Raw genomic sequence first — 24,689 nt, forward strand, 5'->3', positions numbered from 1 at the left:
GGGATGCTTACTGCGTGGGGGCGCCCAGGTCGCGGGAAAGGGCGAGGGCGGCGGTGCGGACGGCGGGCGCGATGCGACGCACGTTGAGCCGCCCCACCCAGCCCGATACCGACAGCGCCCCGGCGATAGTGCCGTCGGCGGCGGTGATCGGGCTGGCCGCGCACACCAGGCCCGCGCGGGACTCCTCGTGGTCGTAGGCGATCCCGTTGCCGCGCACCGCCCGCAGCTCGCGCTGCAGCAGACCAGGCCCCGCAATGGTACGTTCGGACAGTCGCGGCAGGCCGCCCCGGATCACCGCCTCGACGGTCTCCGACGGGGAGAACGCCAGGATCGCCTTGCCGACTCCGGTGGCGTGCGCCGGCAACCGACCACCGACCCGCGACGGTAATGGCGGTGCGTCCCGGCTGCGCAGGATCTCCACGTAGACGACCTCGGTGCCGTCGAGCACGGCGAGGTGCACAGTCTGCCGGGTGGCCGCCCGCAGGTCGGCCATGTAGGGCAACGCTGCCTCGCGCAGGTCGTGCTGACGCGGCACCCGCTCGGCCAGCTCGAACAGCCGCAGGCCGAGCACGACCCCGTCACCGTGCCGCTCCAGCAGGCCGTGCGTGACCAGCGCGCAGACCAGGCGGTGCACGGTGGATTTCGCCAGTCCGGTACGGCGCGCCAGTTCCGAGGTGCCCAGCGGGCGGGACTCCCCGTCGAACGCGCCAAGGATGGCCAACACTCGGTCCAGCACCGACGGTGCCGCACTCGTGCCGTTGCCATCGTGCCGTTGAGTGGAACGCATGCGTTGCATTGTCGGCATCGAACAGAGACGGTGCAAGGGAACGTCGCGATGTTCCGCGTGCGGGAACGTCCCGGCCACGGCCGGATAGTCGGCGGTAGCGTCGAGGCCGGTTTCTTGAGACGAGGTGCCTTGAGACGAGGTGCAGGGATGAGTACGCAAGCGCGCTCGGAAGCGGTGCGGGCACTGCTGGGCGCCTACCAAAGTGGCGTACCGGTCGACCCGTTGACCGACCAGTACGACGGCTTGGACGTTGACGATGCCTACGCGATCCAGGTAAGCCAGGTGCAGCGGTGGCAGGCCGACGGCGCGGTGGTCAAAGGCCACAAGGTGGGGCTGAGCTCGGCGGCGATGCAGCGCCAGCTCGGCGTGGACCAGCCCGACTTCGGCCACCTCACCGACCGCATGTTCCACCTGGAATCGCAGCCGATCGATCCGTCGGCATTCGTGGCGCCGAAGGTGGAACCCGAGATCGCGTTCGTGCTGGGCAAGCCGTTGGCCGGTCCGGGAGTCACGGTGGCCGAAGCGGTGGCCGCAGTAGAGTTTGTGACGCCGGCGCTGGAGATCATCGACTCCCGCATCCGGGACTGGAAAATCAAGCTCGTCGACACCATCGCTGACAACGCCTCCTCCGCCGGGGTGGTGCTGGGCAGTACCGCTACCCCGCTGTCGCAGGTGAACGTCCGGCTGGTCGGTGGGGTGCTGTACCACAACGGGGAGCTAGTGGGTACCGGCGCGGGCGGTGCAGTGCTCGGCTCGCCGCTGAACGCGCTGGTGTGGCTGACGAACACGCTCGGCGCCCGCGGCGTGACGCTGCAGGCCGGGCACGTGGTGCTGCCCGGGTCGATCACCGCGGCGGTGCCGGTGGCGGCCGGTGATGTAGCCACGGCGACGTTCGCCGGCCTGGGGTCGGTGACCGCCCGGTTCTCGAAGGAAGGTGGAGTCAAGTGACGGCAGTGGGAGATTCGGCGCGCAGGGCCACAGCGGCCATCGTGGGGCCGGGCAACATCGGTACCGACCTGCTGGCGAAGCTGCGCCGCAGCGAGCGGATCGAGGTGCGGTACATGGTCGGCGTGGACCCGGCCTCCGACGGGCTGGCCCGGGCGGCCAAGCAGGGTGTGGAAGCCTCCGCCGAGGGGGTGGACTGGCTGCTGGCCCAGGAGCGGCCGGACCTGGTGTTCGAGGCCACCAGCGCCACGGCGCACGCGGCGCACGCGGTCCGCTACGCCGAGGCCGGTATCCAGGCGATCGACCTGACCCCGGCGGCGGTCGGCCCGTTCGTGTGCCCGCCGGTGAACCTGCCCACCCATATCGACGCGCCGAACGTCAACATGATCACCTGCGGCGGCCAGGCCACCATCCCGATCGTGGCGGCCGTGGCGGCCGTGACGCCGGTGCCGTACGCGGAGATCGTGGCCGCCATCGCCTCCCGCTCGGCCGGGCCGGGCACCCGGGCGAACATCGACGAGTTCACCGAGACCACCGCGCACGCCATCGAAGAGGTCGGCGGTGCGACACGGGGCAAGGCGATCATCATTCTCAACCCCGCCACGCCGCCGATAATCATGCGGGACACCGTGTTCTGCGCGATCGATCCCGACGCCGACCGCGACGCGATCAGCGCCTCGATTCACCGGATGGTGGACAAGGTTCGGACATACGTGCCGGGTTACACACTGCGTGCCGACCCGCAGTTCGACGACCCGCGCGAGGGCTGGGACGGCCGTGCCCGGGTCGGGGTGTTCCTGGAGGTGCGCGGCAACGGCGACTACCTGCCCGAGTGGGCGGGAAACTTGGACATCATGACGGCGGCCGCCGCGCGGGTGGGCGAGTTGCTGGGAGAAGCGAAGGTAGCGGCCTGATGACCACGAAGACGACGACGGCACGAGCATCGCAGGGTCGCCTGCGCCGCGGGCAGCGCAACACCGAGGAGCTGGCTCCTGTGACCGAGCAGGACCGCGGGCAGCAGTTGGACGTCCGGATCACCGATACGACGCTGCGCGATGGTAGCCATGCGATGTCGCACCGCTTCACCGAACGGCAGGTGCGCGATGTTGTGGCCGCGCTGGACACCGCCGGGGTGCGGGTCATCGAGGTGACCCATGGTGACGGGCTGGGCGCGTCCAGCTTCAACTATGGTTTCTCCACTACCGACGAGATCCGCCTGGTCACTGCAGCGGCCGAGGAGGCGGTGAGCGCGAAGATCGCGGTGCTGCTGTTGCCCGGCCTGGGCACGGTGGCGAACCTGCGGCAGGCGCACGACGCCGGGGCTCGGGTGGCCCGCATCGCCACTCACTGCACCGAGGCCGATGTGTCGATTCAGCACTTCGGTGCCGCCCGCGAGCTGGGCATGGAAACCGTCGGCTTCCTGATGCTGGCGCACATGATCAGCCCTGAGGAGCTGGCCGCGCAGGCGCGGATCATGGTCAACGCTGGGTGCCAGTGCGTCTACGTGGTCGACTCCGCCGGCGCGTTGCTGCCCGACGGCGCGAAGGCGCGCGTCGAGGCGCTGGTCGCCGAGGTCGGCGACCAGGCGCAGGTCGGGCTGCACGGGCACCAGAACCTCTGCCTCGGAGTGGCCAACTCGCTGGCCGCCTACCAGGCCGGGGCGCGGCAGATCGACGGCACGCTATGCGCGCTGGGCGCCGGGGCGGGTAACTCGCCGACGGAGGTGCTGGCGGCGGTGTTCGCGAAGATGGGAGTGCGCACCGGGCTGGACGTGCCGGGGCTGCTGGCCGCCGCCGCCGAGGTCGCGCTGCCGTTCATCCCGCGGCTGCCCTGGGCCGAGCGCAACGCGATCGTGCAGGGCTATGCCGGGGTGTATTCCTCGTTCCTGCTGCACGCCGAGCGAGCCGCCCACCGCTACGGGGTGCCCGCACACGAGATCCTGCAGAAGGTCGGCGAGGCTGGCTACGTCGGCGGCCAGGAGGACATGATCATCGACATCGCGCTGCAACTGGCAGGCGAACGGGAGAAGGCCACAGCATGACGGAGTGGAACGTGGAACGGGCTGCCACGGTGCTAGCCGCCGCCGAAGCCGACCGCGCCGACCGCGGCCCGGTCACCGACGAGTGGCCCGAGCTGGACCTGGACACCGCCTACCGGGTGCAGGACGAAATTCTGTGCCGCAAGGTCGCGTCCGGCGAGCAGATCGTCGGCGTCAAGCTCGGGCTCACCTCGCGGGCCAAGCAGCAGCGGATGGGCATCGACTCCCCGTTGACCGCGTGGCTCACCGACCGGATGGCACTGCCGGCTGGCGCGCCGCTGGTCACCGGCGAGCTGATCCACCCTCGGGTAGAGCCGGAGATCGTGTTCGTGCTCGGCGAGCGGCTGTCCGGGCCCGGCGTCACCGCGGCGCGGGCGATGGAAGCGGTCTCGCACGTCTACGCCGGACTGGAGGTCATCGACAGCCGCTACACCGACTTCAGATTCACCCTGCCCGATGTGGTGGCCGACAACGCCTCCTCAGCGCGGTTCACGGTCGGCGGGGTGATCCGCAAACCCGACGAGCTGGATCTCGCCCTGGAAGCCTGCCTGCTCGAGGTCAACGGCGAAGTGGTTGACTCCGCTACCGGCGCCGCCGTGCAAGGGCACCCGGCCGAGGCGCTGGCGCTGGCGGCGAACACCCTCGCCAAGCGGCGAGTGGTCCTGGAGCCGGGATGGATCGTGCTCACCGGCGGTCTGACCGACGCGGTGTTCGCCCACCCCGGCAGCCGCATCAGCGCCCAGTTCGCCAACCTTGGCTCGGTCACTCTGAGGTGCGAGTAATGCCGATGGTGGAAATCACCCTCGCCGAGGGCCGTACCCCGCAGCAGATCCGAACGCTGCTGGCGGCGGTGAGCGACGCGGTGCATCGCTCGATCGGTGTCCCCAAGGCGAACATCCGCGTGGTGGTACGGGAAGTCCCCCCAACACACTGGTGCGCAGGCGGCGTGACGCTGGCCGAGCGCGCCGCGGCAGCGAAGGAGACCTGAGGTCATGGAGTTCTTCGGGCACATCATCGACGGCGACGAGGTGACGTCGGCCTCCGACGCGACGTTCGCCTCCGTCGACCCCTACCTCCGCCAGCCGTGGGCGGAGGTCGCCCTCGGCGACGCCACCGACGCCGACCGTGCGGTGACCGCGGCGCGGCGGGCGTTCGACGAAGGCCCCTGGCCGCGGATGGGGCACGGCGAGCGGGCGCGGATCCTGCACCGGCTGGCCGATCTGATCGAGGCCCACGCCGACGAGCTGGGTCTGGCCGACACCCGGGACATGGGCAAGCCAATCAGCCAGTCCCGCGGTAACGACGTGCCACGGGCGGCGGCGAACTTCCGGTTCTTCGCCGACCACGCCCGACTGTCCACTGCGGACACACTACCGATGGACTCGGGGCACCACACCTACACCCGGTTCGAAGCCGCCGGAGTCGTTGCGGCAATCGCGCCATGGAACTTTCCGCTGATGCTGGAGACCTGGAAGGTCGCTCCCGCGCTCGCGTGGGGTAACACCGTGGTGCTCAAACCCGCCGAAGACACCCCCGCCTCGGCCACGATCCTAGCGCGCCTCGCCCTGGAGGCAGGGCTGCCACCGGGCGTGCTCAACGTGGTGCACGGTTACGGCCCCGACTCCGCCGGCCAGGCCCTGACCGAACACCCGTACGTCGACCGGATCACCTTCACCGGCGAGTCCGGCACCGGTCGCATCATCGCCGCCGCCGCCGCACGCAACCTCACCCCGGTGAGCCTGGAACTAGGCGGCAAAGGCGCCAACCTGGTGTTCGCCGACGCCAACCTCGACACCGCCGTGGACTGGTCCATCAAGGCCATCTTCACCAACAGCGGGCAGGTGTGCCTCGCGGGCTCCCGACTGTACGTGCAGCGCGACGTCTACACCGAGTTCCTGCGACGTTTCACCGCCGCGGCCGAGGCAATGATGATCGGTGACCCCAACGACGAAGCCACCCAGATCGGTCCACTGGCCTCGCGTGAGCACTACACCAAGGTACGAGACTACGTCGAGACAGTGGAATCCGAGGGCGGCACGATCCTCAGCGGCGGACTGGGCGACGGCTGGACCGTGCGGCCCACGGTGGTCACCGACCTTGGCCAAGACGCCCGCCACAGCAGGGAAGAAATCTTCGGGCCGCTCGCGGTGGTAATACCATTCGACACCGAGGCCGAAGCGGTCACCCTGGCCAACGACAGCCATTACGGCCTGAACGCCATGCTGTTCACCGACAACCTGCACCGAGCACATCGCGTTTCTGCCGCACTGCACGCCGGCACAGTGTGGGTGAACTGTTTCTTCGTCCGCGACCTGCGTGCACCCTTCGGCGGTGTCGCTGACTCCGGCATCGGCCGCGAAGGCGGCAACTTCAGCCGCGAATTCTTCACCGAACCCAAAGCTGTCGTCATACAGATCAACCAATCGGAGTAGGTCTCGCCACTGCGAACCGATCCGGTGTGCTCACCCGACAGTCCGCGGCTGACGGCGGCTGGAGCAGACTGTACAACTGTTCCAACGTGACACCGCGCTGGCTGGCGAGGCCGGGGCGCTGCCAGGGTGGGGACGCTGTCCGCTGCGTTCCCACCGGCCGACCGTAGTGCGATCAACACCCAGGTGCCTTGATCAGATCCCCTTGGGGGCGGGTGATCACGCGCCGAGTTCGTCGGCGGGCGAAATGGTCGGCCACGATTCCGTCACTCCGTCCAGTGGCTGGGGGTGGTCCTGGCCCGCTGTGGTCATGGGACCGATCATCCATACGCAGTGGCAACTCGGGTAGGGCAAGGCGCCGCCGGTCCGCTCTACGAGTCGCTGGTGGTGGGCGACTACGAGGCGTGGTTCAAGACCAGTGCCGACGACATCGTGCGGTTCGGCCAGCAGGAGATGCTGCTGTGGTTCTGCCTAGCCGGAGCGATGGCCGAACTGGGTCACCGGCCCACCTGGTCGACGTTCGTGGAGACCGAGGTCTTCAACTCCAACAAGTGCTTCGTCGTCTTCGAGGGGAGCAAGGCATGACCGCCACCGTGGCCGCCACCGTGCTGGCCGAGAAGTTCGTGGACGTCGGAGGGATCCGCACCCGCTACCTGGAGGCCGGATCCGGGGCGCGGACCGTCGTGCTGCTGCACGGATCCGGGCCGGGGGTGAGCGCCTGGGCCAACTGGCGGCTCACCATGCCGGTACTCGCGCAGGACTACCGCGTGCTGGCCCCGGAGATGGTGGGTTATGGCGCCAGCCGCGGACCGGCCGATATCCGCTACGGCGTCGCCACCTGGCTCGAGCACATGATCGGCTTCCTGGACGCGCTCGACGTGCCGCGCGCGTCGTTCGTCGGCAACTCGATGGGCGGGCTGATCTCCCTGCACATCGCGATCACCCAGCCGCGGCGCCTCGACCGAATGGTCCTGATGGGCACGCCCGGGATCGGTATGCGCCCCACCGAGGGGCTCACCGCGGTACGCAAATACGAGCCGTCACCGGAGAACATGCGGGAACTGCTCACCTCGTACTTCGCCCACGACCCGTCGATCATCGGCGACGACCTGGTGCAGGCCCGCTACGAGGCGAGTATCGCGGGCGACGCGCACGAGATCTACCGGTCCATGTTCTTCGACCCCCGCCACTCCGGCAACGACCTGGCCCTCGACGCGGACGCCGTCCGCGCCGTCACCGCGCCGACCCTGCTGGTGCACGGCATGCACGACAAGGTCATCCCGGTCGACGTGAGCTGGACCATGGCCGGGCTCCTCCCGAACGCGGACCTGCACGTCTTCGCCCGCTGCGGGCACTGGACCCAGATCGAGCGCGCGGACGAGTTCTCCCGCCTCGTCGCCGGCTTCCTCGGCGACAGCCACCCGGAAGGTGCGTCATGACGGTCACCGACTCCGCCCCCACCCACCGTCAGTACCGGCGTCGGACTGGTCGAGGAGGAGGCGCGACGGTTCCGGGTGCACCGCTCCAGCATGACCTCCCCGGCGATCCACGCGCTGGAGCTGGAACGGGTCTTCGCCCACAGCTGGCTCTACGTCGGCCACGAGTCCGAGGTGCGCGGGCCGGGCGACTACGTGCGCCGTCCGGTCGGCGGGCGGCCGGTGTTCATGGTGCGCTCGGTCAAGTCCGGCGCGATCCGGGTGTTCCACAATACGTGCACCCACCGCGGCGCGGTGGTGTGCCGCAAGGACTCCGGCAACCAGGGCCACGGCGGAAGGGTGATCCACCGTGGCCCGCCGCCCGGAACGCGGGCGTTGCCGAACACCAGGTCAAGGAGCGCGCCGATGGACCGCTCTCGTACGGGGATCGCGCCGCCTCCCCTGGTTGGTGATCAGGCGATGGCGAGCTGAGGGGTGAAGTCGAACTCACCGTCGGCGGCTCCGGCGAGGAAGGCGGACCACTCGCCTTCGTCGAAGCGAAGCTCGACCTCGGTGGTGAGCGACCTGACCAGGGTGTCGCTGCCGACCTTGGTGATGGAGGCGACCCCATTCGCGCTGGTGGAGCCATCTTCGGCGGCGTCACGGACGAAGGCTCTCCAGGCGCGATAGGGGAAGGTGATAGTACCTGCGGCGGGATGCTTGCTATGCCGGATAACCACGCCCTCGGCTGCCGGGGCGACCTCGACGCAGTTCTCGCCGTTGCTGCTGCGGGTGGAGGTCCGCCACTCAAGGCGGTCGGCGGGGGTCATCTCAGTCCTCCGAGTTGGTTGTCAAGGTCTCGATGCGCGCGGCGATGGCGTCGGCGGTATCGGACACCGACAGCGCGGCGGCACACAGCCGGTCGGCTGACAAAGTATACGCCCCGACTTGATCTTGGTCCTGAACGTAGATGGCTCCGGTGGGGTACTCGATGTAGCCGATGCTTTGGGCTTCGTCGAAGTCCAGCAGCAGGAAGTCCCCATCGAGCCCGTCATGGACGGCGACGTTGACCGGCATGACGTGTAGTTCGACGTTGTCGCGCTGCATCAGGGTGAGCAGGTGTTCCAGTTGTGCCCGCATGACCTGCGGGCCGCCGACGACACGATCAAGGACGTACTGCTCGATGACGGCGCGGAACCGCAGCGGGTTGGTCTCGTCGGTGAGCCGCTGTCGCGCCATGCGGGCGCGCACGAGCAATGCTTGGAATCTGTGGATGGCCGGGAGGGGGCGTACCTTCCCGGTGACCGGTTGAAGGTTCCAAGCATGGCCGACGCGCCAACGTCGGCCGGGAAGGTACGACCCGATGCTCACCGTAGTCCCTGACCCTGCCGCTGGCGATGACGGCGCTCCTGTCGGCTCGCGGTCGTTGATTGATGAGATCGTGCGTGAGGGCGCGTGTCGGATGCTGGCCGAGGCTCTGCAGGCCGAGGTGGACGCCTACATCGCGCGGTTCGCCGGCGAGCGTGACGAGCGCGGCCACCGCCTGGTCGTGCGTAACGGCTACCACCAGCCGCGTGAGGTGCTCACCTCGGCGGGCGCGGTCGAGGTGACGGCGCCGCGGGTCAACGACAAGCGCACCGATCCCGAGACTGGTGAGCGGATGCGGTTCTCCTCGGCGATCCTGCCGCCGTGGGCGCGTAAGACCCCGAAGATCACCGAGGTACTGCCGCTGCTCTACCTGCACGGCCTGTCATCCGGGGATTTCGTGCCCGCGCTGGGGCAGTTCCTGGGCTCGGCGAAGGGCTTGTCGTCGGCGGTGATCACGAAGCTGACCGAGCAGTGGAAGGCCGAGCAGCGCGCGTTCGCCCAGCGTGATCTGTCCACTGTGGACTTCGTGTATCTGTGGGCAGACGGGATCCACGTCAACATCCGCCTGGAGGAGGCGAAACTGTGTCTTCTGGTGATGATCGGGGTGCGCGCCGACGGCCGCAAGGAACTCGTCGCCTTGGCCGATGGCTACCGCGAGTCCACCGAGTCTTGGGCGGATCTGCTTCGGGACTGCAAGCGCCGCGGGATGCGTGCCCCGGTACTGGCCGCCGGGGACGGCGCGCTGGGGTTCTGGGGCGCGCTGCGCGAGGTGTTCCCTGAAACCCGCGAGCAGCGCTGCTGGTTCCACAAGATCGCCAATGTGCTGTCCGCTCTCCCGAAGTCGGCGCACCCCGGTGCGAAGAAGGCCCTCGCGGAGATCTGGAACGCCGAGGACAAGCGGCACGCGCTGGACGCGGTGAAGGCCTTCGACGCCGCCTACGGCGCGAAGTTCCCCAAGGCGGTCGCGAAGATCACCGAGGACATTGACGTGCTGCTCGCGTTCTTCGACTTTCCGGCCGAGCACTGGGTGCATCTGCGCACCACCAACCCGATCGAGTCGACCTTCGCCACCGTGCGGCACCGCACCAAGGTCACCAAAGGGCCAGGCTCGCGCGCCGCCGGGCTCGCGATGGCGTTCAAGCTCATTGAGTCAGCACAGGCCCGCTGGCGCGCGGTGAACGCACCCCACCTCGTCGCGCTCGTCCGCGCCGGAGCCCGCTTCGAGAACGGACAACTCGTCGAACGACCCGACGACCACACCCAACCCGCAGCAGCCTAAAAGATCTTCATCCACAGATCTTGACAATTGCTCGGCGCGCACGACCTGCTGGGCGTCCATCGGCGGGACGCGGAGGTTGCCCACCAGCAGCGCGGCGGCGTAGTCAGGCGTCTGAAGTTGGCCGGGCAGCAACAGCGACTCGTAGGAGAACTCGGCGGCGGCGAGCCCTTCGAGCCCGACGAAGATCTTGAACCAGTTGGGCAGTACGTCGCTGAACGGTGCCCACCAGGTGCCCTGATCGGCACGCGCCGCCAACGACGCCATGCGGTCGACGTGCTCCACGTCCGCGTCGTACGCCCGGAGCAACGCGGTGACCTCGTCGGGTTTCTGCTGTGTCTTCCCGGTCTCCAGGTAATTGATCTTTGCCTGGCTGCAACCGAGCACCTTGGCCGCTTCGGTCTGCTTCAGGTTCGCGCGCTCACGGGCGACCTTCAGGTCATGCCCGATCAGGAAACGCAACGCGGACGGGTCTGCGCGATGGTCGGCCACTGATGCCCTCCCGTATGCCTGCCAGATCACACACAGTGTCGCATCCATCGAGTCACATAACACCAGGTCCACCCAATGGATGTATAGATCATTGTATATATACAAGCTAGGTTACGGTGGTGCCGACATGGAGACGGTACACAAGGCGGACGGGACGCCAACGCGCGGGTGAGCAGCCGCGCTGCGGCTGTCCGACGCCGAAGCCCCGGCGGGGCCGGGCCGGACCCCCGACCTGGCCCGGCTTCGCCGGTACCACCAGCCGACCCGCACCCGCGCGGATCGGTGCGGCGAGCGGAGAGCGGTCATGTGGCGAACGCGACGCAAGCCTGGTCAGTGGGTGGCGGCGTGCCGGGATGTCGCCGACCGACGCCGGGAAATCCTGGTGCTGCCCACCGACGATGACCGGGTGGCGCTGGTCTTCCCGCCCGGCGAGGTCGCCGTGTTGGAGCCGTTGCAGGCCGGTCGCCTGCGCGCCGCGCTGCGTGACGCGGTGTTCGCGCTGGACCAGCCCCCGACACGCGAGGAGCACCAGCACGCCGTCCCGACCGTGCGGGCCAGCGCATGAGTCCCGCCGGGCAGGTCGTCGTGCTGGTCATCGCGGCCACGGTGTTCGTCGTCCGGTTGATCGCCGCGATCTACCACGCGCGGGTCGACGGCCGGATCGCCGCCCGCCGCGCCCGCCAGGAGCGACAGCCGTGAGCCCGCTGTCCGCGCGAGCCGCCCGCGAGCTGGGCAGACGCCTGCGCTCCGCTGGGTTCCGTCCCCTGCCCGACGTGGCCGACGACGGCGAGCTGATCGGCACCCGCCTGTGGCGAGTGCGCGCCGGATACGTGGAATACCTCGCGCTGCGCCCCAACGGACTCGCCCACGCCGTCCGCGCCGAAGCCACCTTCGACTACCAGAACCCCACCGAGCACGGCCCGGTGATCGAGCACCACTCCGGTCACGCCATCAACGCCCTCGACTGGCTGCTCACCAGCGCCAATCCGCCCTCCGGCGACCTGCTCCGCCCCTACGCCGCACCCGACGCCTCAGGCGAGCCCGACGAGCCAGGCGGTGGCCGATGACGACCCCGCCCCTCGCCGTGGACTGGCTCATGTCGGCCTACGACGCCACCTGGCACGCCTTTCCCACCGCGCAGCTCGCCGACCCGCGGCGCACGTTCTACCAGGCCATCTGTGACCACTCCGTGCCCGCACGGCACGCCGAGCGCACCGCGCCGCGCGTGTTCTGCCCCGCCTGCCTGGTGCTCTACGGCGCCCAGATCCCCGACGACCAGCGCTGGCAGATGGATGGCTGACCCGATGCCCGCACTGACCCTGCCCACAACCGGCAACCAATTGGAGGCACGTCATGACCACCGCAACGCCGACCCGCTCGGACGAGCAACAGGCCGCCGAACCCGCGCGTGAGCTGCCGAAACACCGTCACCTGCTGGACCAGGTCGTTCCCGACCCGTCAGGGCTGACGCCGTTGAGCGACGAACCGGGATTCGCCGCGATCCTGGAAAACATGGTCGCCGACGAGGCACCCCGCCTGTTCGCCATCGTGCAGGAGTACGGCGAGCGCGTGGACGGGCGGATCGCCGCGTGGGGCATCGCGTTCGACGACGGCCACGCCGAGATCGTGGCGCGCGGCGTGCAGGGCAGGCTACGCGCGCCGGAGGACGCGCTGCGCTTCTTCAACCTCGGTAGCCACATCCGCGCCCGACTGGTGTGGTTCAACCCGGACGCGGCCACACCGCCCGAGGACGACGAGGCTGCCTGAACCGGCGCTGGGCGTGTCGGCCGACGGTGTGCCGTGGCTGCCGGGAGTGTTCCGGCCGCTCTACCACGCCATCCCCGACAACCAACGCGCCACCGACTTCGGCGGCGTCATCGTGCTGTGGGCCGCCTGCGGAGCGCCCGTGACGCCCTGGGCGGGCAGCACCCTGCCGTACCAATCGTGCCCCGACTGCGAACGCCTCGTCGGCCCCATGCCGACCACAAACCCGGCCCGTCACGGCCAGAGGAAGGAGTGAACCAATCGTGGCCCGATCATCGCGCCCGCTGGCCAACCGGCGCGTCGTCGTCGGCTACACCCAAGAGGGACTGGCCGAGGCGCTGGGGGTCGATCGCACCACGATCGGCCGCTGGGAACGCGGCGAACAGCAGCCCCAACCGTGGCAACGCCCCGACCTCGCCCTCAAGCTCGGTATCACGCTGGAAGAGCTGGACGGGCTGTTGCGGCATCCCAACTCCGGGTTGCCGACGGTGCCCGTTGGGCCTGGGGCGGTCGGTCTCGGAACCTAAACTCCGTGTACAAGATTCACTCACCTGGGTAATCATGGAACGACAAGGCTGGCAAGGAGCGTGGAGACCATGAATACCCGCCTCGGCGTCGTCACGCGCCGGGTTAATGACTCGCGTCGCACATGGACTGCGATCGTCGACCAGCACGCTACGTGGATCGCGGTGAACCCTATCCAGGGCTGCCCGAAGGTCTGCTCGTACTGCTTCTTGAACGAGCGGGGGCAGACCGCTGTTCGACCTGAGCAGTTGGCCAGCCCAGCGGAGACGGTCGACCTGCTCACCGCATCGCCGTACTACGCGCCGGATCGCCCGGTCGCGCTGTACACGTGGACCGATGTGATGGCGCTGCCGAATTCCCGCGCGCACCTCGCCGATCTGCTGGCCGTGCTGGTCGACCGGAAGATCCCCAACCCCATCGTGCTGATAACCAAGTGCCCGATCCCCGATGACACGGTCGACGCGGTGACCACGGCCCGGCAAGCCGGGCTACGGACGATCGTGTACCTGAGCTATTCCGGCTTGGGGCGCGACCTGGAACGCGGTATCCGGCACGAGGAGTTGAAGGCCAACTTCCCCCGGCTGGCCCGACGCTGGTGTACCGGTCGTGCACTACTGGCGGCCCGCGTTTCCGGAGTCCGCGACCACGCGCACGATGGAAGCGGTCTTCGACTGGGCAGCGACGTACGCGCACTGCACCGTGGCCGCCGGTCTGAAGGTGGAACCCGCCGCGCTGCCCCGATTAGCCGAGCGGTGGCCGGAACTGGCCACCACGCCGGGCGTCACCGCAGCCGAATGCGTGTACCCGCAAGCGTTCTGGGACTTCATCCACGCAACCCACCAGCGCCGCCCCGGCTATCCGTTGTTCCACACCAACTCCTGCGCGTTGGCCTACGTTCTCGGCCAACCCGACCGGTTCGGGGTGTTTGGCAGCAACGTGTGTACGGCGCGAAATCACTGTCCGAGTGCGCAACGGCAGCGCTGTGAAGCCGACAACCTCCGCAGACCGGCACTGGCGGAGGCGACCGTTCGCGCCGCGCTGGCCCGGCGTGGACACGCCAACACGGCGTTCACCCTCGACCATCCCCGTGGAGAAGTCGTGATCCATGCGATCCTGCCCACCAACGCCGCCGCCGCGCTGACGCACGACCTGGGCATTCGGGTCCGCGTCGCCCGTCAGCACAGCGACCCCTACTGGAACAGCTGTCTTTGCCGCCTAGTTTTGGCCCCACTTGTCCGCCTTAGGTTCTAGCGGTGGTTGCAACGCCGAGCCTGAAAGGTGTTGCAGTGACTGGGTTTCGCCGGAACATCCGTAAGCGTGGTCCTGAGCCATTGGCTGCCAAGCGTGATCAATATCTTCAGCTCATGGATCAGGGCGTGAGCAACTCGGCGGCGTGCCGAGAGGTGGGGATCAACCGGCGGACTGGAACGCGGTGGCGTTACGGCCGGACCGAAACGGACAGCGCGGGGCGGACCTACTCCTACCCGTCGATCACCGAGCAGCCGCGGGTTATCTCGTCGCGGTTTCTGTCCGAGGACGAACGGGTGAGCATCGCTGACCTGCTGCTGGCCGGCCATTCGATCCGGCAGATCGCTCGCCAGCTCAAGCGCGACCCGGGCACGATCAGCCGCGAGATTCGTCGCAACCGTGACCCGAAGACCGAGAACTACCGGCCCCATCAGGCCGAACGTCGCGCTCAGGTGCGTCGCGCCCGGTCAAAGGAAGGCAAGCTGCGGCGCAACACCGAGCTGCGGGAGTACGTGCAACAGCGCCTCGACCAGCGCTGGAGTCCGGAACAGATCAGCTCTACGTTGCGGCGCGAGTTCGCCGAGGACCCGGAGATGCAGGTCGCCCCGGAGACGATCTACCAGGCCCTGTATCGACCCGAACGTGGTGGTCTGCACCGCGAGGCCGCCACGAAACTGCGCACCCGCCGACGCGCCCGGCGCAAGCGTCGCCGCCCGGACCAGCGCGTCACCCGGTTCGTCGACCCCGGTGCGCTGATCAGCGAGCGGCCCGCCGAAGTACTTGACCGTGCCGAACCCGGGCATTGGGAAGGCGACTGTGCGACACGAAGTTGCACGAATTTGAGTGGACTGACCGATTGAGAGGCGGCTGATGGCAAGGCCGTAGGTGCAGTCACGGGTCCGTGTCCGTACGACCCGTCCCCGCCTCTGACGTGCGATGCTGGTAACGGCGTGATGCGAAGCTCAGGGGAAAGCCCAAGGGCTCCCGTTCCATCCGGGAGCTACCGGCAAGGGGAAGACCGGACGGGTGAACGCAAGTGAACTCCCGATGATGCCTCGTGATCCCAAGCCCCGCCGATGGAAAGTTCCAGCGGGGTGCATGGCTGGCCGCTGAGAAGCGGCAGGCGCTGGCCGGCAGAGGTCACTCCGGCCAGGTGGACACCGCCGCCTCGGGGTAAAGGGAGCACCCACCCCGGTCGCATCTCGTTCGTGTGGAACGTGGAAACCCCGTTGAGGTCCGGGTCGTCGTGGCCCGGTCGGCCGACCGCGAGGAAGGCTCAACTCCCCAGCGGGAACAGGATGGCCCAAGAAGCCAATGCCGGAAGCCGAAAGGAAACGGGAACCCGGGCATGATGACCAGCCTCTCCGCCGGTCGCCCCGCATAACCGTCCGGATACGGGTGTTCTGCCCGGACCCGAAAGGGTGCTGACGTGGGCCAGGTGAGCTTGTACGGACTCACTGGACAAAGACGACGGAACCGAGAGACAAGTTGGACACCATGACCGACACGGCCGGAGCGGTCTCGACCATCCCGCCGACCGTCGCGACGGTGAACGGACCCGAGGACGAAGACCTGGACTGGGCGTCGATCGACTGGCACCGGGTCGAGGAAGACGTACGGCGTCTGCGGCAGAGGATCTTCACGGCATCGCAGGCAGGGGACCGCAAGAAGGTCCGCAACTTGCAGAAGCTGATGCTCCGGTCCCGATCGAACACGCTGCTGAGCGTGCGGCGGGTCACGGAAATCAACGCGGGACGAGCGACTGCGGGAGTCGACGGGAAGGTGGTGCTTCTATCTCAGTCCAAGGCCGAGTTGGCCGACTGGGTCCAGCACCGTGCCCGACCGTGGACTCCCAAGCCCGTCAAGCGGGTGTTCATCCCCAAACCAGGGACCACGAAGAAGCGCGGCCTCGGGATTCCGGTGATCATTGACCGGTGTCTGCAAGCGGTGGCACTGGGCGCACTGGAACCCGAGTGGGAAGCGCGGTTCGAGCCGAAGTCGTACGGCTTCCGGCCCGGCCGCGGCTGTCACGACGCGATCGGGGCCATCTACTCCACGCTCAACGGGAAGAACCCGCAGCGCGTGTGGGTGCTCGACGCGGACCTGACGGCGGCGTTCGACCACATCAACCATGAACGGCTGATGACCGCACTCGGTACCTTCCCCGCCCGGGACTGGTCCGGCAGTGGCTCAAGGCCGGGGCGGTGGATCGAGGCCGGCTCGCTCCGACCGAAGCGGGAACTCCGCAAGGCGGGGTGATCAGCCCGTTGCTGTTCAACGTGGCCCTGCACGGGATGGAGGAAGCCGCAGGGGTCCGCTACTACACGACCGGCAGAGACGCTGGGAGTGCGCAGAGCGGGAGCCCCGTGCTGGTGAGGTACGCAGATGATTTTGTCGCGATGTGCACCAGCCGTGAGCAAGCCGAACAGGTCAAGGAACGGCTGAGTGCATGGCTGGCACCAAGAGGGCTCGTCTTCCACGAGGACAAGACGCGCATCGTCCACGCGGACAGCGGGTTTGACTTCCTGGGATTCAACGTCCGCCGCTATCACGGCAAGCTGCTGATCAAGCCGAGCGCAGCGGCTCAACGACGGATCCGGGAACGGCTGAGCGCCGAGATGCTGGCCCTGAGAGGGGCCAACGCGGGTGCGGTGCTCAAGAGGATCAACCCGATCGTGCGGGGCTGGTCTGCCTATTACCGGACGGTGGTGTCCAGCGAGGTGTTCACCGCGCTGGACAATCACATGTGGACGCTCGCTTACAAGTGGGCCAAACACAGCCACCCGAACAAGCCGAAGCACTGGATATCCGACAAGTACTTCGGCCGGTTCAACAAGGCCAGGCAGGACCGGTGGGTGTTCGGCGACCGCGACAGCGGCGCCTACCTGCTCAAGTTCTCCTGGACGAAGATCGCCCGGCACCAGTTGGTCAAGGGCAGGGCGTCTCCGGATGACCCGGCGCTGGCGTCCTACTGGGCCCAGCGGCGTCGCAAGGGACCGCCCCCACCGGTCGACCGCATGACCATGCGCCTGCTTCAGGCACAGCAAGGTCGTTTGAGGTTCCCCCCGAACAGTGGACAGGTCTTCAAGCAGCTTTCGCTGCGCCTGTCAGGGACTGCTCGTAACACACAGGACTGAGCATCCCGATCGCGGAGTGACGTCGACTATCGTTGTACCGTCCGATCCAATTGTCAACCGCAGCAACAATTTCTGCCTTGGTAGCAAAGGTATGACGGTAGTAGTACTCATGCTTGAACGTCGACCAGAACGATTCCGCAGGGCTGTTATCCCAACATATTCCGGTATCACCCATCGATCGTTCCAGCTTATGTGCGGCACAGGCGTTCGCGGTCAACGCCGCAGTGAACTCCCCGCCACGATCGGAATGCAGCACCGTGCCGGCGACACCGCCGCCACGGCAGGCCGCCGCCGCGTCGATGGCCTGACGCACCATGTCCGCGCCGATATGGTCGGCCACGACGTGCCCCAGCACACGGCGAGAATGCCCATCCCGGATCGCGCACAAGTACATATCACCCTCACCGCAGGACAGGTAGGTGATGTCGGTCAGCCAGACCGCATCCAGCCGCCCTGGTCGAAGTGCCGCCGCACCAGATCCGGCGGAAACGACGCCGTCGGATCGGCCACCGTGGTACGCACCTTGAACGTGCGCGGACTGATGCCCTCGATCCCGATCTCCGCCATGATCGCCGCGACGGTCTTCTCGTTCACCGTCTCGCCTCGGTCCCGCAGCTCGCTGGTGATCCGCGGTGACCCGTACGTGCCATCGGAACCGGCGTGCACGTCCAGGATCTTCACCGTCAGATCCGCGCGCCGCTGCTGGCGCGGCATCAGCACCGTGCTCCTGGCGCGTTTCACGTACGCGTAGTAGCCGGATGTCGAGACACCCAGCAGCCGTGCCATGCGCCGCACGGAGAATCGTGTGTTCTTGGGTGAGGTGGCGCCGGCGGTCTCGGCGGGTTCGTCGGGGCGGCGTACTTCACCATCAGATCGAACCGTTCCGGTTCTTCTGCATCGCAGCAAAGTACGCCGAGGGTCGAGTGGCCCGGGGGAATCGCACCCCCGGGCTCTCACAGAACCGTGCGTGACAATCTCTCGTCACACGGCTCCTACCATCCAGTCGCCATGAACCCACGGGTGTATTGCCAGTGCGCGAACAGCCGGGGATACCCCAGCCCCAACGCTTTCCACCAGGCATTGACCTTCTTGAACCCGTGCAACCGCCGATACTTCTTCCGAGCCCACCGCACCAAGTAGGTGTTGATGCGTTTGCACAGCGCATACAGCTTCGACCGATAGAACCGGCCGTAGTACTGCAACCAGCCCCGCACGATCGGGTTGATCCATCACGCGATCTGGCCCAGAGTCCAGTCGGTATGCCGATGCAGCCGCCAACCGCGCACTTCGCGGTTGATCCGCTTCTCGGCCTCTTTGCTGATCGCAGGCAGGAACGACCCGAACAACTGACCGTTTTTGTCCCGCGCGTCCGCGCCCGGAACTCGTACCCCAGAAACGTGAACGACGTGTGCTCATACGAGCCGGTCCGCCGGTTCCAGTTCTGGCAGTACACGACTTTCGTCTTGTCCGGGTGCAGCGTCAGCCCGACCTTGGTCAGGCGCTTGGTGATGGCGTCGCGCAGCATCAGCGCTTGCTTCTCGCTGACACAGTGCACAACGGCGTCGTCCACAATACCGCTCGTACGCGACGCCCGGGAACTTCCGAGCCATCCACGCGTCGAAGGCGTAGTGCATGAATAGGTTCGCCAAAATCGGGGATACCACAGACCCTTGAGGGTTCCCCGGTCCCGTCGTTCCAGCGTCCATCCGAACGTTGCAGCGGCGCGGACAGCCACCGCTGCACATACAACACCACCCAAGCTGAGTCGGTGTTGGCCCGGACGCCTTCATCATCAGTTCGTGATCCACGGTGTCGAAGAACTTCGAGATGTCCAAGTCGAGCACCACTCGGCTTCAAACACCGCCGCCGGCACGCCGCGACCGCGTGCAGCGCCGAGCGTTTCGGCCGATAACCGTACGAGTCGGGATGGAACATGGCTCCACCCGCTTCTCGATCTCCATGGCCACCACCGTCTGCGCAACCCTGTCCGCAACCGTCGGAACACCCAGAACACGAACTCCGCCACCGGTTTTCGGGATCTCCACCGCCCGCACGGGCGGCGGAAAGTACGTCCCGAGGACATCCGATTCCAGACCTTGTAGAGATGTTCCGCAAGTCGGCTTCGAATTCCTCGATCGACACACTGTCGACCCCGGCGGGCACCCTTGTTGGCCTTGAGCTTCCCCCGGTTGTCCGGACACCTCACTGAGGTGACCGCCGGTCACCAGGAGGATGTTCTCGTGCCTGCACCACACCTGCCTGAGTTCCGTCAGCGTGCCGTCGAGCTGGCCCGGCTGGGCGACAAACCCGTCGCCGCACTGGCGAAAGATCTGGGCATCAGCCAGTCCTGCCTGCGCAACTGGATGGCCCAGGCCGACACCGACGAAAACGGTTCGGCCACCCGGCTCTCCAGCTCGGAAAAGAAGGAACTGGCCGAGCTGCGCCGCAAAAACCGGCAACTCGAACTGGAAAACGAGATCCTGAAACGGGCCGCCGCCTACTTCGCGCGCGAGAACATCCTCCCAAAGTAACGTTCCCGCTGGTCCACGAACTCGCCGCCGACGGAATCGACGTCGCGGTGGCCTGCCGGGTCCTGAACGTGTCCCGTTCCGGGTATTACGACTGGCGCGATCGGCCGAATCCGAGCGAGACCGGGACAACGAGCTGCTGCTGAAACACGTCGAGCAGATCCATGCCGATTCCCGACAAACCTACGGATCACCGCGAGTCCACGCCGAATTGACGCTGGGCTTGGGCCTGCCGGTGAACCGCAACGCGTCGAACGGCTCATGCGCGAGGCCGGCATCCAGGGCCTCTACCGGCGGAAACGAGCCCGGACCACCATTCGCGACCCGGCCGCCGAACCCGCCCCGGACCTGGTCAACCGCCACTTCGCCGTCACCGAGCCGGACCGGCTGTGGATCACCGACATCACCGGAGCACCCCACTGCCGAAGGGAAACTGTACTGCGCCGCGGTCATGGACGCCCATTCCCGGCTGATCATCGGCTGGTCCATCGCCGGCCACATGCGCACCGAACTCGTCACCGACGCGCTCGGCATGGCCATCATCCGACGCAAACCCGACCACAATGCGACGATCCTGCATTCCGACCACGGCTCCCAATACACCTCCTGGGCATTCGGACAGCGACTCCGCGCCGCCGGACTGCTCGCCTCCATGGGCACCGTCGGCGACTGCTACGACTGTGAGACTGTCTTTCGTCGCTCGAGTCCGGCGTGACCCGTGTTACGACTGGCCCTGCGGGTGCCCTGGCGTTGATCTGTCCGCCGGCTCGAGCGACGCCAGAGGGTGGCGCGCCGAGTGGGCAGTGACCTCATAGGAGCCTGATCGCAGCAGGTCCCATCACAGTCCTGTCCGCCCGCCCGGCTGCGCCGTGACCACGCAGCCCGGGAAGGACACGCGCCAGTGCCAAGCATCCCCCATCCCTCTCGTCCACGCATCGTCGTCGGCGTCGATACCCACAAACAGACCCACGTCGCTGTTGCGTTGAACCAGGTCGGAGCCGTGATTGGCGAAACCACGATCCCGGCGCACCGGGCTGGCTACGCCCAGCTGCAGCGTTGGGCGTGCGAGCTGGGCGAGCACGAGGGCGAGGTCGAGTTCGGCGTGGAGGGCTGCGGGTCCTACGGTGCTGGGCTGGCCTCGTTCCTGCGTCGGGCGGGTCATCGGGTCGTCGAGGTCAACCGTCCCGATCGCAGCGTGCGGCACCGGCGCGGCAAGGACGACACCATCGACGCGGAGACCGCGGCCCGTGCGGTGCTGTCGGGCGCCGCGACCGCGGTGCCCAAGACTGGCGACGGTACCGTCGAGATGATCCGCCAGGTCAAAATAGCGAAAGACACCGCGACCAAAGCGCGCAGCCAAGCGATCATCACGCTGAAGACCATCATCGTGAACGCGCCAGCCGAGCTTCGTGAAATTCTCGAGCCCCTCGGCGACAAAGCGCTGATCGAAGAATGCCGGAAACTTCGCTATGAATCGATGAGCGGTCCCATCGATGCCGCCTGCTACACGCTGCGCGCACTGGCCGACCGATACCACGCACTCGACCAGGAAACTCGCCTGCACGACCGCGTCCTGGCCACACTCACCAACCGCGCCGCACCCGCGTTGACCAGCCTGTTCGGCATCGCCGAGGACTCCGCGTCCGAGCTGCTGATCGTCGTGGGCGACAACCCTGACCGCATCAACAGCGAGGCAGCCCTGGCCAAGCTCTGCGGCGCCTGCCCCATTCCCGCGTCGTCAGGAAAAACGTCCCGCCACCGCCTCAACCGAGGCGGCCACCGGCAGGCCAACGCCGCACTGCACCGCATCCTCGTGGTCCGCATGCGATTCCACGAACCCACCATCACCTACGTCACCCGCCGCACAGCAGAAGGCAAAACCAAGAAAGAGATAATGCGCTGCCTAAAACGGTTCCTGATACGTGAAATCTATCAAATAATCGTGGCGCCGCACAAGACGAACCCTCTGCCATCTACAACTTGACAACTATAGGAGCATCAACGCGATGATGGAATCGTTCTGGGGAACCCTCCAACTCGAACTCCTCGACCAGAAACAATGGGAAACCCGCGACCAGCTTGCCAACGCGATATTCGAATGGATAGAATGCTGGTACAACCCGAAACGGAGACACTCCGCCATCGGGATGCACAGCCCCGTCACCTTTGACGCCTTGCACACCCGGTCAGACCAAGATCACTGACCCCACACCGCAGGTGTCCGCCAAACGGGGGGAAACTCACCTTGACCCTGCCAAACGCTTTTGCCACAGCCCATTTCGAAATTTCGAACGGCTTCATCAACGGCCCTGATCGACTCACGCGGCTCCTCCCGGCTGCTGCCGGTTGACCGCATCAGCGACCCGAATGGTCCGGCCCCTTCGCTCCACACCCATTACAGGCGCTTCACCACTACTACGAGCCGGTCCGCCAGCACGCCCCGCATCGGTACTCAACGCCTTACAGTTCTTGCTGCTTGGCGCACTCCCTCTCGCTGCCGAAGCAGCAGTATCAGGGCATGCCTTCCCACGTTCCGTGCGAACGCCGCAGATCAGGCTCACGTCGCCTCCATGCCGGACACCGCCTGGCCAGAAATCGGGACCCCCGCCAGACTTATCCCGGTGCCAAAAAGACGCCCCGGTTTCGATGTCATCTGTTTCCATTTCGACACGTCGTCAGCGATTCACTCACGTTCGTCTTCCTGATCCCCGCCTGACGCCCTCCAACGGGGCACCTTTTCCTCATCGCTCACCACGACGGTCGTCAGCCAACGCAGCATGAGGTGGTTTGGAGCCTCCCACCCGACGGGCGACTCCGAAGGGCCACAACCCCTTCATCATCCGCACAGCACCACGATCTGCTACCTGACCTACTTCACGCAGCGTCTCGTGTTCGTGGCACACCTTTTACCAGGAACGCGTTGTCCTTCTCCAACTCGCCGACCTGCCGTCGCAGCCGCGCCAGCTCGGCCCGCTCGGCCGGCTCCAGGGGTTTCTCCCCGTGGACCTCGGCGGCGGCGATCCTGCGCCGCTCGTCTTTGACCCAGGTGCTCAACATCCCTGGGTCGATTCCCAGTTCGCGGGCGACGTCGGCGATCGTGCGGTCGGAATCGATCACACGATGCGCAGCCTCGACCTTGTACTCGGCCGTGCAGGACCGGCGTTTGCGAGGAGGCATGATGGACATCCTTCCAGCAGGACGGTCGTCCTGCTAACTCGGTGTCCACTCCCCGGGGGGAACCTCAGTTGCCCGACCTGCGGAGGACTTCTGTTGCACGCCGATCACCCGCCACGAAGCCCCCACGAATGGGAAACGTGGCGGGCCGTCATCAGGAAGGCGATCTCCAAGCAGTACATCGCCTTCACAGACGATGACTCGCCGGACGATCACAGGCTCCGTCTCCTTCACACCCTTTGTCGGCGACGGATTGGAGCCGTCAGGCCGACAAATCCCGCGCCTTCTCCTGACCCCGAGCCCTTGGGGCTTGCTTGAGCCGTGTGCGGTGAACAGCTGCTTGCACGGTTCTGAGGGGCGGGGACGCAGTAATGCGTCCCCGCTACCCGACTGATCATCGGCGTGGGCAGCTCCGCGATCGGCACGCTGGTCGACCGGAGCACCAGGTTCACGATGCTGCTTCACCTGCCTCGCATGGACGGTCACGGCGTCGAACCGCGAGTGCACAACGGTCCCGCTCTCGCCGGCCGCGGCGCCGAGGCCGTCCGGGACGCGATCGCCTCGGCCATCGCCACGCTGCCCGAACCGCTGCGGCGGTCGTTGACGTGGGATCGCGGAAAGGAGATGGCCCAGCACGCCCGGCTGCGCATCGATACCGGCATCAAGGTCTACTTCGCCGACCCGCACAGTCCCTGGCAACGCGGCACCAACGAGAACACGAACGGCTTGCTGCGCCAGTACTTTCCCAAGGGCACCGATCTGTCCCGCTGGAGCCGTGACGAACTCGACGCCGTTGCTGCCGCTCTCAATAGCAGGCCCCGCAAGGCACTTGGCTGGAAGACGCCTGCCGAAGCCCTCAACGATCAGCTATTGTCGCTCCAGCAAGCCGGTGTTGCGACGACCGATTGATCTCAAGCTGACTGCCCGCGTCAGAATGATGAACCAGCTTGTCCTCACCTTCCTTCCACTGGTACGATCTGTCCCGCAAGCCAATTTCGATGGCGTCGATGGCGTCGAGGACTAGGTCTGTTTCCTTGGACATGCTGCACGTCCACCCGACGATTTTTCGGGAGAACACGTCAATCCCGAACGCGGTATACACAGTGCCCGCCCAGGTGGACACGTAGGTGAAGTCCGCCACCCACAACCGATTCGGCGCGCCCGCCGTGAACTGGCGTTTCACCAGGTCCAGGGCTCGGACACCGTCCTTGTCGGACACGGTGGTACGGACCGTCTTCCCACGAACAGCGCCGGCCAGGCCCATGTTCCGCATGAGCCGCTCCACCCGGCACCGCCCCACCGCGACGCCTTCACGCCGCAATTCCCGCCAAATCTTCCGGGCGCCGTAAACCTGGTAATTCTCGTCATACACGCGCTGGATTTCCTTCTTCAATTCCTCATCACGCACCTCCCGCGCCGACTTCGGGCGCGTCAAAGCCGCATAGTAAGTGGACGGAGCGATCTTCACACCGAACTCGGTCAGCGTGGTACAGATCGGCTCGACTCCGAACCGGTCCTTGCATTCCGTGATGAACGTTACGAGCGTGACTGTCGAGGGTCGAG

At 66.9% G+C, this 24,689-nt stretch carries 33 protein-coding genes and 3 pseudogenes; 26 read left to right on the plus strand and 10 right to left on the minus strand.

Annotated elements, in window-relative coordinates; genetic code table 11:
* Positions 1-7 precede the first annotated feature (7 nt).
* Positions 8-787, minus strand: a complete 780-nt coding sequence (locus tag LWP59_RS38160) for an IclR family transcriptional regulator (RefSeq protein WP_144639153.1) — start codon at positions 785-787, stop codon at positions 8-10.
* A gap of 147 nt (positions 788-934) precedes the next feature.
* On the opposite strand from LWP59_RS38160, the gene LWP59_RS38165 reads away from it, so the two are divergent.
* The 9 genes from LWP59_RS38165 to LWP59_RS38205 all read left to right on the plus strand — a co-directional run bounded on the left by LWP59_RS38165 (position 935) and on the right by LWP59_RS38205 (position 8,106).
* Positions 935-1,735 carry a 2-keto-4-pentenoate hydratase gene (locus LWP59_RS38165; RefSeq protein WP_144639214.1) on the plus strand — a complete coding sequence of 267 codons (801 nt, stop codon included), beginning with the start codon at positions 935-937 and terminating at the stop codon, positions 1,733-1,735.
* The gene (locus tag LWP59_RS38170; protein ID WP_373300077.1) at positions 1,732-2,646 is read left to right on the plus strand and encodes an acetaldehyde dehydrogenase (acetylating); all 915 of its coding nucleotides are present in this window, start codon (positions 1,732-1,734) and stop codon (positions 2,644-2,646) included. The genes LWP59_RS38165 and LWP59_RS38170 overlap by 4 nt, the downstream gene beginning before the upstream one ends.
* The gene (gene dmpG / locus LWP59_RS38175; RefSeq protein ID WP_144639151.1) at positions 2,646-3,773 is read left to right on the plus strand and encodes a 4-hydroxy-2-oxovalerate aldolase; all 1,128 of its coding nucleotides are present in this window, start codon (positions 2,646-2,648) and stop codon (positions 3,771-3,773) included. The genes LWP59_RS38170 and dmpG overlap by 1 nt, the downstream gene beginning before the upstream one ends.
* Complete coding sequence (locus tag LWP59_RS38180; protein WP_144639149.1) at positions 3,770-4,552, plus strand: 2-keto-4-pentenoate hydratase; 783 nt, start codon at positions 3,770-3,772, stop codon at positions 4,550-4,552. The genes dmpG and LWP59_RS38180 overlap by 4 nt, the downstream gene beginning before the upstream one ends.
* A complete protein-coding gene (locus LWP59_RS38185) occupies positions 4,552-4,758 on the plus strand; it encodes a 2-hydroxymuconate tautomerase (RefSeq protein WP_229858579.1) in 207 nt (68 codons plus the stop codon). Before LWP59_RS38180 ends, LWP59_RS38185 begins: the two co-directional genes overlap by 1 nt.
* Before the next feature lie 4 nt (positions 4,759-4,762).
* Entirely contained in the window at positions 4,763-6,202 is a 1,440-nt protein-coding gene (locus tag LWP59_RS38190; RefSeq protein WP_144639145.1) for an aldehyde dehydrogenase, read from the plus strand.
* 330 nt (positions 6,203-6,532) lie between these two features.
* Positions 6,533-6,784, plus strand: coding sequence for a class III extradiol ring-cleavage dioxygenase family protein (locus LWP59_RS38195; RefSeq protein ID WP_144639143.1), 252 nt, complete (start codon positions 6,533-6,535; stop codon positions 6,782-6,784).
* The gene (locus tag LWP59_RS38200) at positions 6,781-7,638 is read left to right on the plus strand and encodes an alpha/beta fold hydrolase (RefSeq protein WP_144639141.1); all 858 of its coding nucleotides are present in this window, start codon (positions 6,781-6,783) and stop codon (positions 7,636-7,638) included. The genes LWP59_RS38195 and LWP59_RS38200 overlap by 4 nt, the downstream gene beginning before the upstream one ends.
* Before the next feature lie 90 nt (positions 7,639-7,728).
* Positions 7,729-8,106, plus strand: a complete 378-nt coding sequence (locus LWP59_RS38205; protein ID WP_222425550.1) for a Rieske 2Fe-2S domain-containing protein — start codon at positions 7,729-7,731, stop codon at positions 8,104-8,106.
* On the opposite strand, the gene LWP59_RS38210 is transcribed toward LWP59_RS38205, so the two are convergent.
* Both LWP59_RS38210 and LWP59_RS38215 read right to left on the minus strand, forming a co-directional pair.
* Positions 8,088-8,444 (minus strand): DUF397 domain-containing protein, encoded by a 357-nt coding sequence (locus LWP59_RS38210; protein WP_144639139.1) that lies wholly within the window; start codon positions 8,442-8,444, stop codon positions 8,088-8,090. The genes LWP59_RS38205 and LWP59_RS38210 overlap by 19 nt on opposite strands.
* 1 nt (position 8,445) lies before the next feature.
* Complete coding sequence (locus LWP59_RS38215; protein WP_233459050.1) at positions 8,446-8,865, minus strand: DUF5753 domain-containing protein; 420 nt, start codon at positions 8,863-8,865, stop codon at positions 8,446-8,448.
* Positions 8,866-8,977: 112 nt separating this feature from the next.
* On the opposite strand from LWP59_RS38215, the gene LWP59_RS38220 reads away from it, so the two are divergent.
* Positions 8,978-10,261 (plus strand): IS256 family transposase, encoded by a 1,284-nt coding sequence (locus tag LWP59_RS38220; RefSeq protein ID WP_144639112.1) that lies wholly within the window; start codon positions 8,978-8,980, stop codon positions 10,259-10,261.
* A gap of 42 nt (positions 10,262-10,303) precedes the next feature.
* Here LWP59_RS38220 and LWP59_RS38225 read toward each other — a convergent pair.
* Positions 10,304-10,798 (minus strand): annotated as a pseudogene (locus LWP59_RS38225) (Scr1 family TA system antitoxin-like transcriptional regulator); the annotation flags it as partial.
* A 256-nt stretch (positions 10,799-11,054) separates the two neighbouring features.
* Here LWP59_RS38225 and LWP59_RS38230 point away from each other — a divergent pair.
* The 11 genes and pseudogenes from LWP59_RS38230 (at position 11,055) to LWP59_RS40845 (ending at position 17,424) form a co-directional block, all read left to right on the plus strand.
* Positions 11,055-11,315, plus strand: a complete 261-nt coding sequence (locus LWP59_RS38230) for a hypothetical protein (protein WP_144639137.1) — start codon at positions 11,055-11,057, stop codon at positions 11,313-11,315.
* The gene (locus LWP59_RS38235) at positions 11,312-11,449 is read left to right on the plus strand and encodes a hypothetical protein (RefSeq protein ID WP_186383265.1); all 138 of its coding nucleotides are present in this window, start codon (positions 11,312-11,314) and stop codon (positions 11,447-11,449) included. The genes LWP59_RS38230 and LWP59_RS38235 overlap by 4 nt, the downstream gene beginning before the upstream one ends.
* Positions 11,446-11,817 (plus strand): hypothetical protein, encoded by a 372-nt coding sequence (locus LWP59_RS38240; RefSeq protein WP_144639135.1) that lies wholly within the window; start codon positions 11,446-11,448, stop codon positions 11,815-11,817. The genes LWP59_RS38235 and LWP59_RS38240 overlap by 4 nt, the downstream gene beginning before the upstream one ends.
* Positions 11,814-12,050: a hypothetical protein gene (locus LWP59_RS38245; RefSeq protein ID WP_144639133.1), complete on the plus strand. Its 237-nt coding sequence runs from the start codon at positions 11,814-11,816 to the stop codon at positions 12,048-12,050. The genes LWP59_RS38240 and LWP59_RS38245 overlap by 4 nt, the downstream gene beginning before the upstream one ends.
* A 53-nt stretch (positions 12,051-12,103) precedes the next feature.
* The gene (locus LWP59_RS40840) at positions 12,104-12,517 is read left to right on the plus strand and encodes a hypothetical protein (RefSeq protein WP_308431799.1); all 414 of its coding nucleotides are present in this window, start codon (positions 12,104-12,106) and stop codon (positions 12,515-12,517) included.
* Positions 12,518-12,530: 13 nt separating this feature from the next.
* Positions 12,531-12,770, plus strand: a complete 240-nt coding sequence (locus tag LWP59_RS38255) for a hypothetical protein (RefSeq protein WP_233921964.1) — start codon at positions 12,531-12,533, stop codon at positions 12,768-12,770.
* Between the two features lie 7 nt (positions 12,771-12,777).
* Positions 12,778-13,041, plus strand: a complete 264-nt coding sequence (locus LWP59_RS38260) for a helix-turn-helix transcriptional regulator (RefSeq protein WP_144639131.1) — start codon at positions 12,778-12,780, stop codon at positions 13,039-13,041.
* Positions 13,042-13,645: 604 nt separating this feature from the next.
* Complete coding sequence (locus tag LWP59_RS38265) at positions 13,646-14,290, plus strand: hypothetical protein (RefSeq protein ID WP_229858588.1); 645 nt, start codon at positions 13,646-13,648, stop codon at positions 14,288-14,290.
* Positions 14,291-14,292: 2 nt separating this feature from the next.
* On the plus strand, positions 14,293-15,147 hold the full coding sequence (locus LWP59_RS38270) for an IS30 family transposase (protein WP_144639129.1): 855 nt from the start codon (positions 14,293-14,295) through the stop codon (positions 15,145-15,147).
* Positions 15,148-15,784: 637 nt separating this feature from the next.
* A pseudogene (locus tag LWP59_RS38275) lies at positions 15,785-16,767 on the plus strand (reverse transcriptase domain-containing protein); the annotation flags it as partial.
* Between the two features lie 138 nt (positions 16,768-16,905).
* The gene (locus LWP59_RS40845) at positions 16,906-17,424 is read left to right on the plus strand and encodes a group II intron maturase-specific domain-containing protein (RefSeq protein ID WP_233922008.1); all 519 of its coding nucleotides are present in this window, start codon (positions 16,906-16,908) and stop codon (positions 17,422-17,424) included.
* On the opposite strand, the gene LWP59_RS38285 is transcribed toward LWP59_RS40845, so the two are convergent.
* The 4 genes from LWP59_RS38285 to LWP59_RS41345 form a co-directional block, all read right to left on the minus strand.
* Positions 17,372-17,818, minus strand: a complete 447-nt coding sequence (locus LWP59_RS38285; protein ID WP_233921965.1) for an integrase core domain-containing protein — start codon at positions 17,816-17,818, stop codon at positions 17,372-17,374. The two genes, LWP59_RS40845 and LWP59_RS38285, sit on opposite strands and share 53 nt — an antisense overlap.
* Before the next feature lie 35 nt (positions 17,819-17,853).
* Complete coding sequence (locus tag LWP59_RS38290) at positions 17,854-18,210, minus strand: IS3 family transposase (RefSeq protein WP_233921966.1); 357 nt, start codon at positions 18,208-18,210, stop codon at positions 17,854-17,856.
* Positions 18,211-18,416: 206 nt separating this feature from the next.
* Positions 18,417-18,638: a group II intron maturase-specific domain-containing protein gene (locus LWP59_RS41340; RefSeq protein WP_222425549.1), complete on the minus strand. Its 222-nt coding sequence runs from the start codon at positions 18,636-18,638 to the stop codon at positions 18,417-18,419.
* Between the two features lie 198 nt (positions 18,639-18,836).
* Complete coding sequence (locus LWP59_RS41345) at positions 18,837-19,217, minus strand: hypothetical protein (RefSeq protein ID WP_407653136.1); 381 nt, start codon at positions 19,215-19,217, stop codon at positions 18,837-18,839.
* 447 nt (positions 19,218-19,664) lie between these two features.
* Between LWP59_RS41345 and LWP59_RS38295 the strand changes: the two genes are divergently transcribed.
* The 4 genes from LWP59_RS38295 (at position 19,665) to LWP59_RS38310 (ending at position 22,156) form a co-directional block, all read left to right on the plus strand.
* Positions 19,665-19,955, plus strand: a complete 291-nt coding sequence (locus tag LWP59_RS38295; RefSeq protein ID WP_101440879.1) for a transposase — start codon at positions 19,665-19,667, stop codon at positions 19,953-19,955.
* Between the two features lie 136 nt (positions 19,956-20,091).
* The gene (locus LWP59_RS40555; RefSeq protein WP_407653137.1) at positions 20,092-20,667 is read left to right on the plus strand and encodes a DDE-type integrase/transposase/recombinase; all 576 of its coding nucleotides are present in this window, start codon (positions 20,092-20,094) and stop codon (positions 20,665-20,667) included.
* Between the two features lie 186 nt (positions 20,668-20,853).
* Positions 20,854-21,936 carry an IS110 family RNA-guided transposase gene (locus LWP59_RS38305; protein WP_222425547.1) on the plus strand — a complete coding sequence of 361 codons (1,083 nt, stop codon included), beginning with the start codon at positions 20,854-20,856 and terminating at the stop codon, positions 21,934-21,936.
* Positions 21,937-21,958: 22 nt separating this feature from the next.
* Positions 21,959-22,156, plus strand: a complete 198-nt coding sequence (locus tag LWP59_RS38310; RefSeq protein WP_144639120.1) for an IS3 family transposase — start codon at positions 21,959-21,961, stop codon at positions 22,154-22,156.
* 670 nt (positions 22,157-22,826) lie between these two features.
* Here LWP59_RS38310 and LWP59_RS38315 read toward each other — a convergent pair.
* Positions 22,827-23,138, minus strand: a complete 312-nt coding sequence (locus tag LWP59_RS38315; protein ID WP_101436350.1) for a transposase — start codon at positions 23,136-23,138, stop codon at positions 22,827-22,829.
* Positions 23,139-23,516: 378 nt separating this feature from the next.
* Between LWP59_RS38315 and LWP59_RS38320 the strand changes: the two are divergent.
* Positions 23,517-24,035, plus strand: a pseudogene (locus LWP59_RS38320) (IS30 family transposase); the annotation flags it as partial.
* Here the strand turns inward: LWP59_RS38320 and LWP59_RS38325 are convergent.
* On the minus strand, positions 23,983-24,657 hold the full coding sequence (locus LWP59_RS38325) for an IS3 family transposase (RefSeq protein WP_107503638.1): 675 nt from the start codon (positions 24,655-24,657) through the stop codon (positions 23,983-23,985). The pseudogene LWP59_RS38320 and the gene LWP59_RS38325 sit on opposite strands and share 53 nt — an antisense overlap.
* Positions 24,658-24,689: the final 32 nt, after the last annotated feature.

The organism is Amycolatopsis acidiphila (assembly GCF_021391495.1).
Taxonomy (GTDB): Bacteria; Actinomycetota; Actinomycetes; order Mycobacteriales; family Pseudonocardiaceae; genus Amycolatopsis_E; species Amycolatopsis_E acidiphila.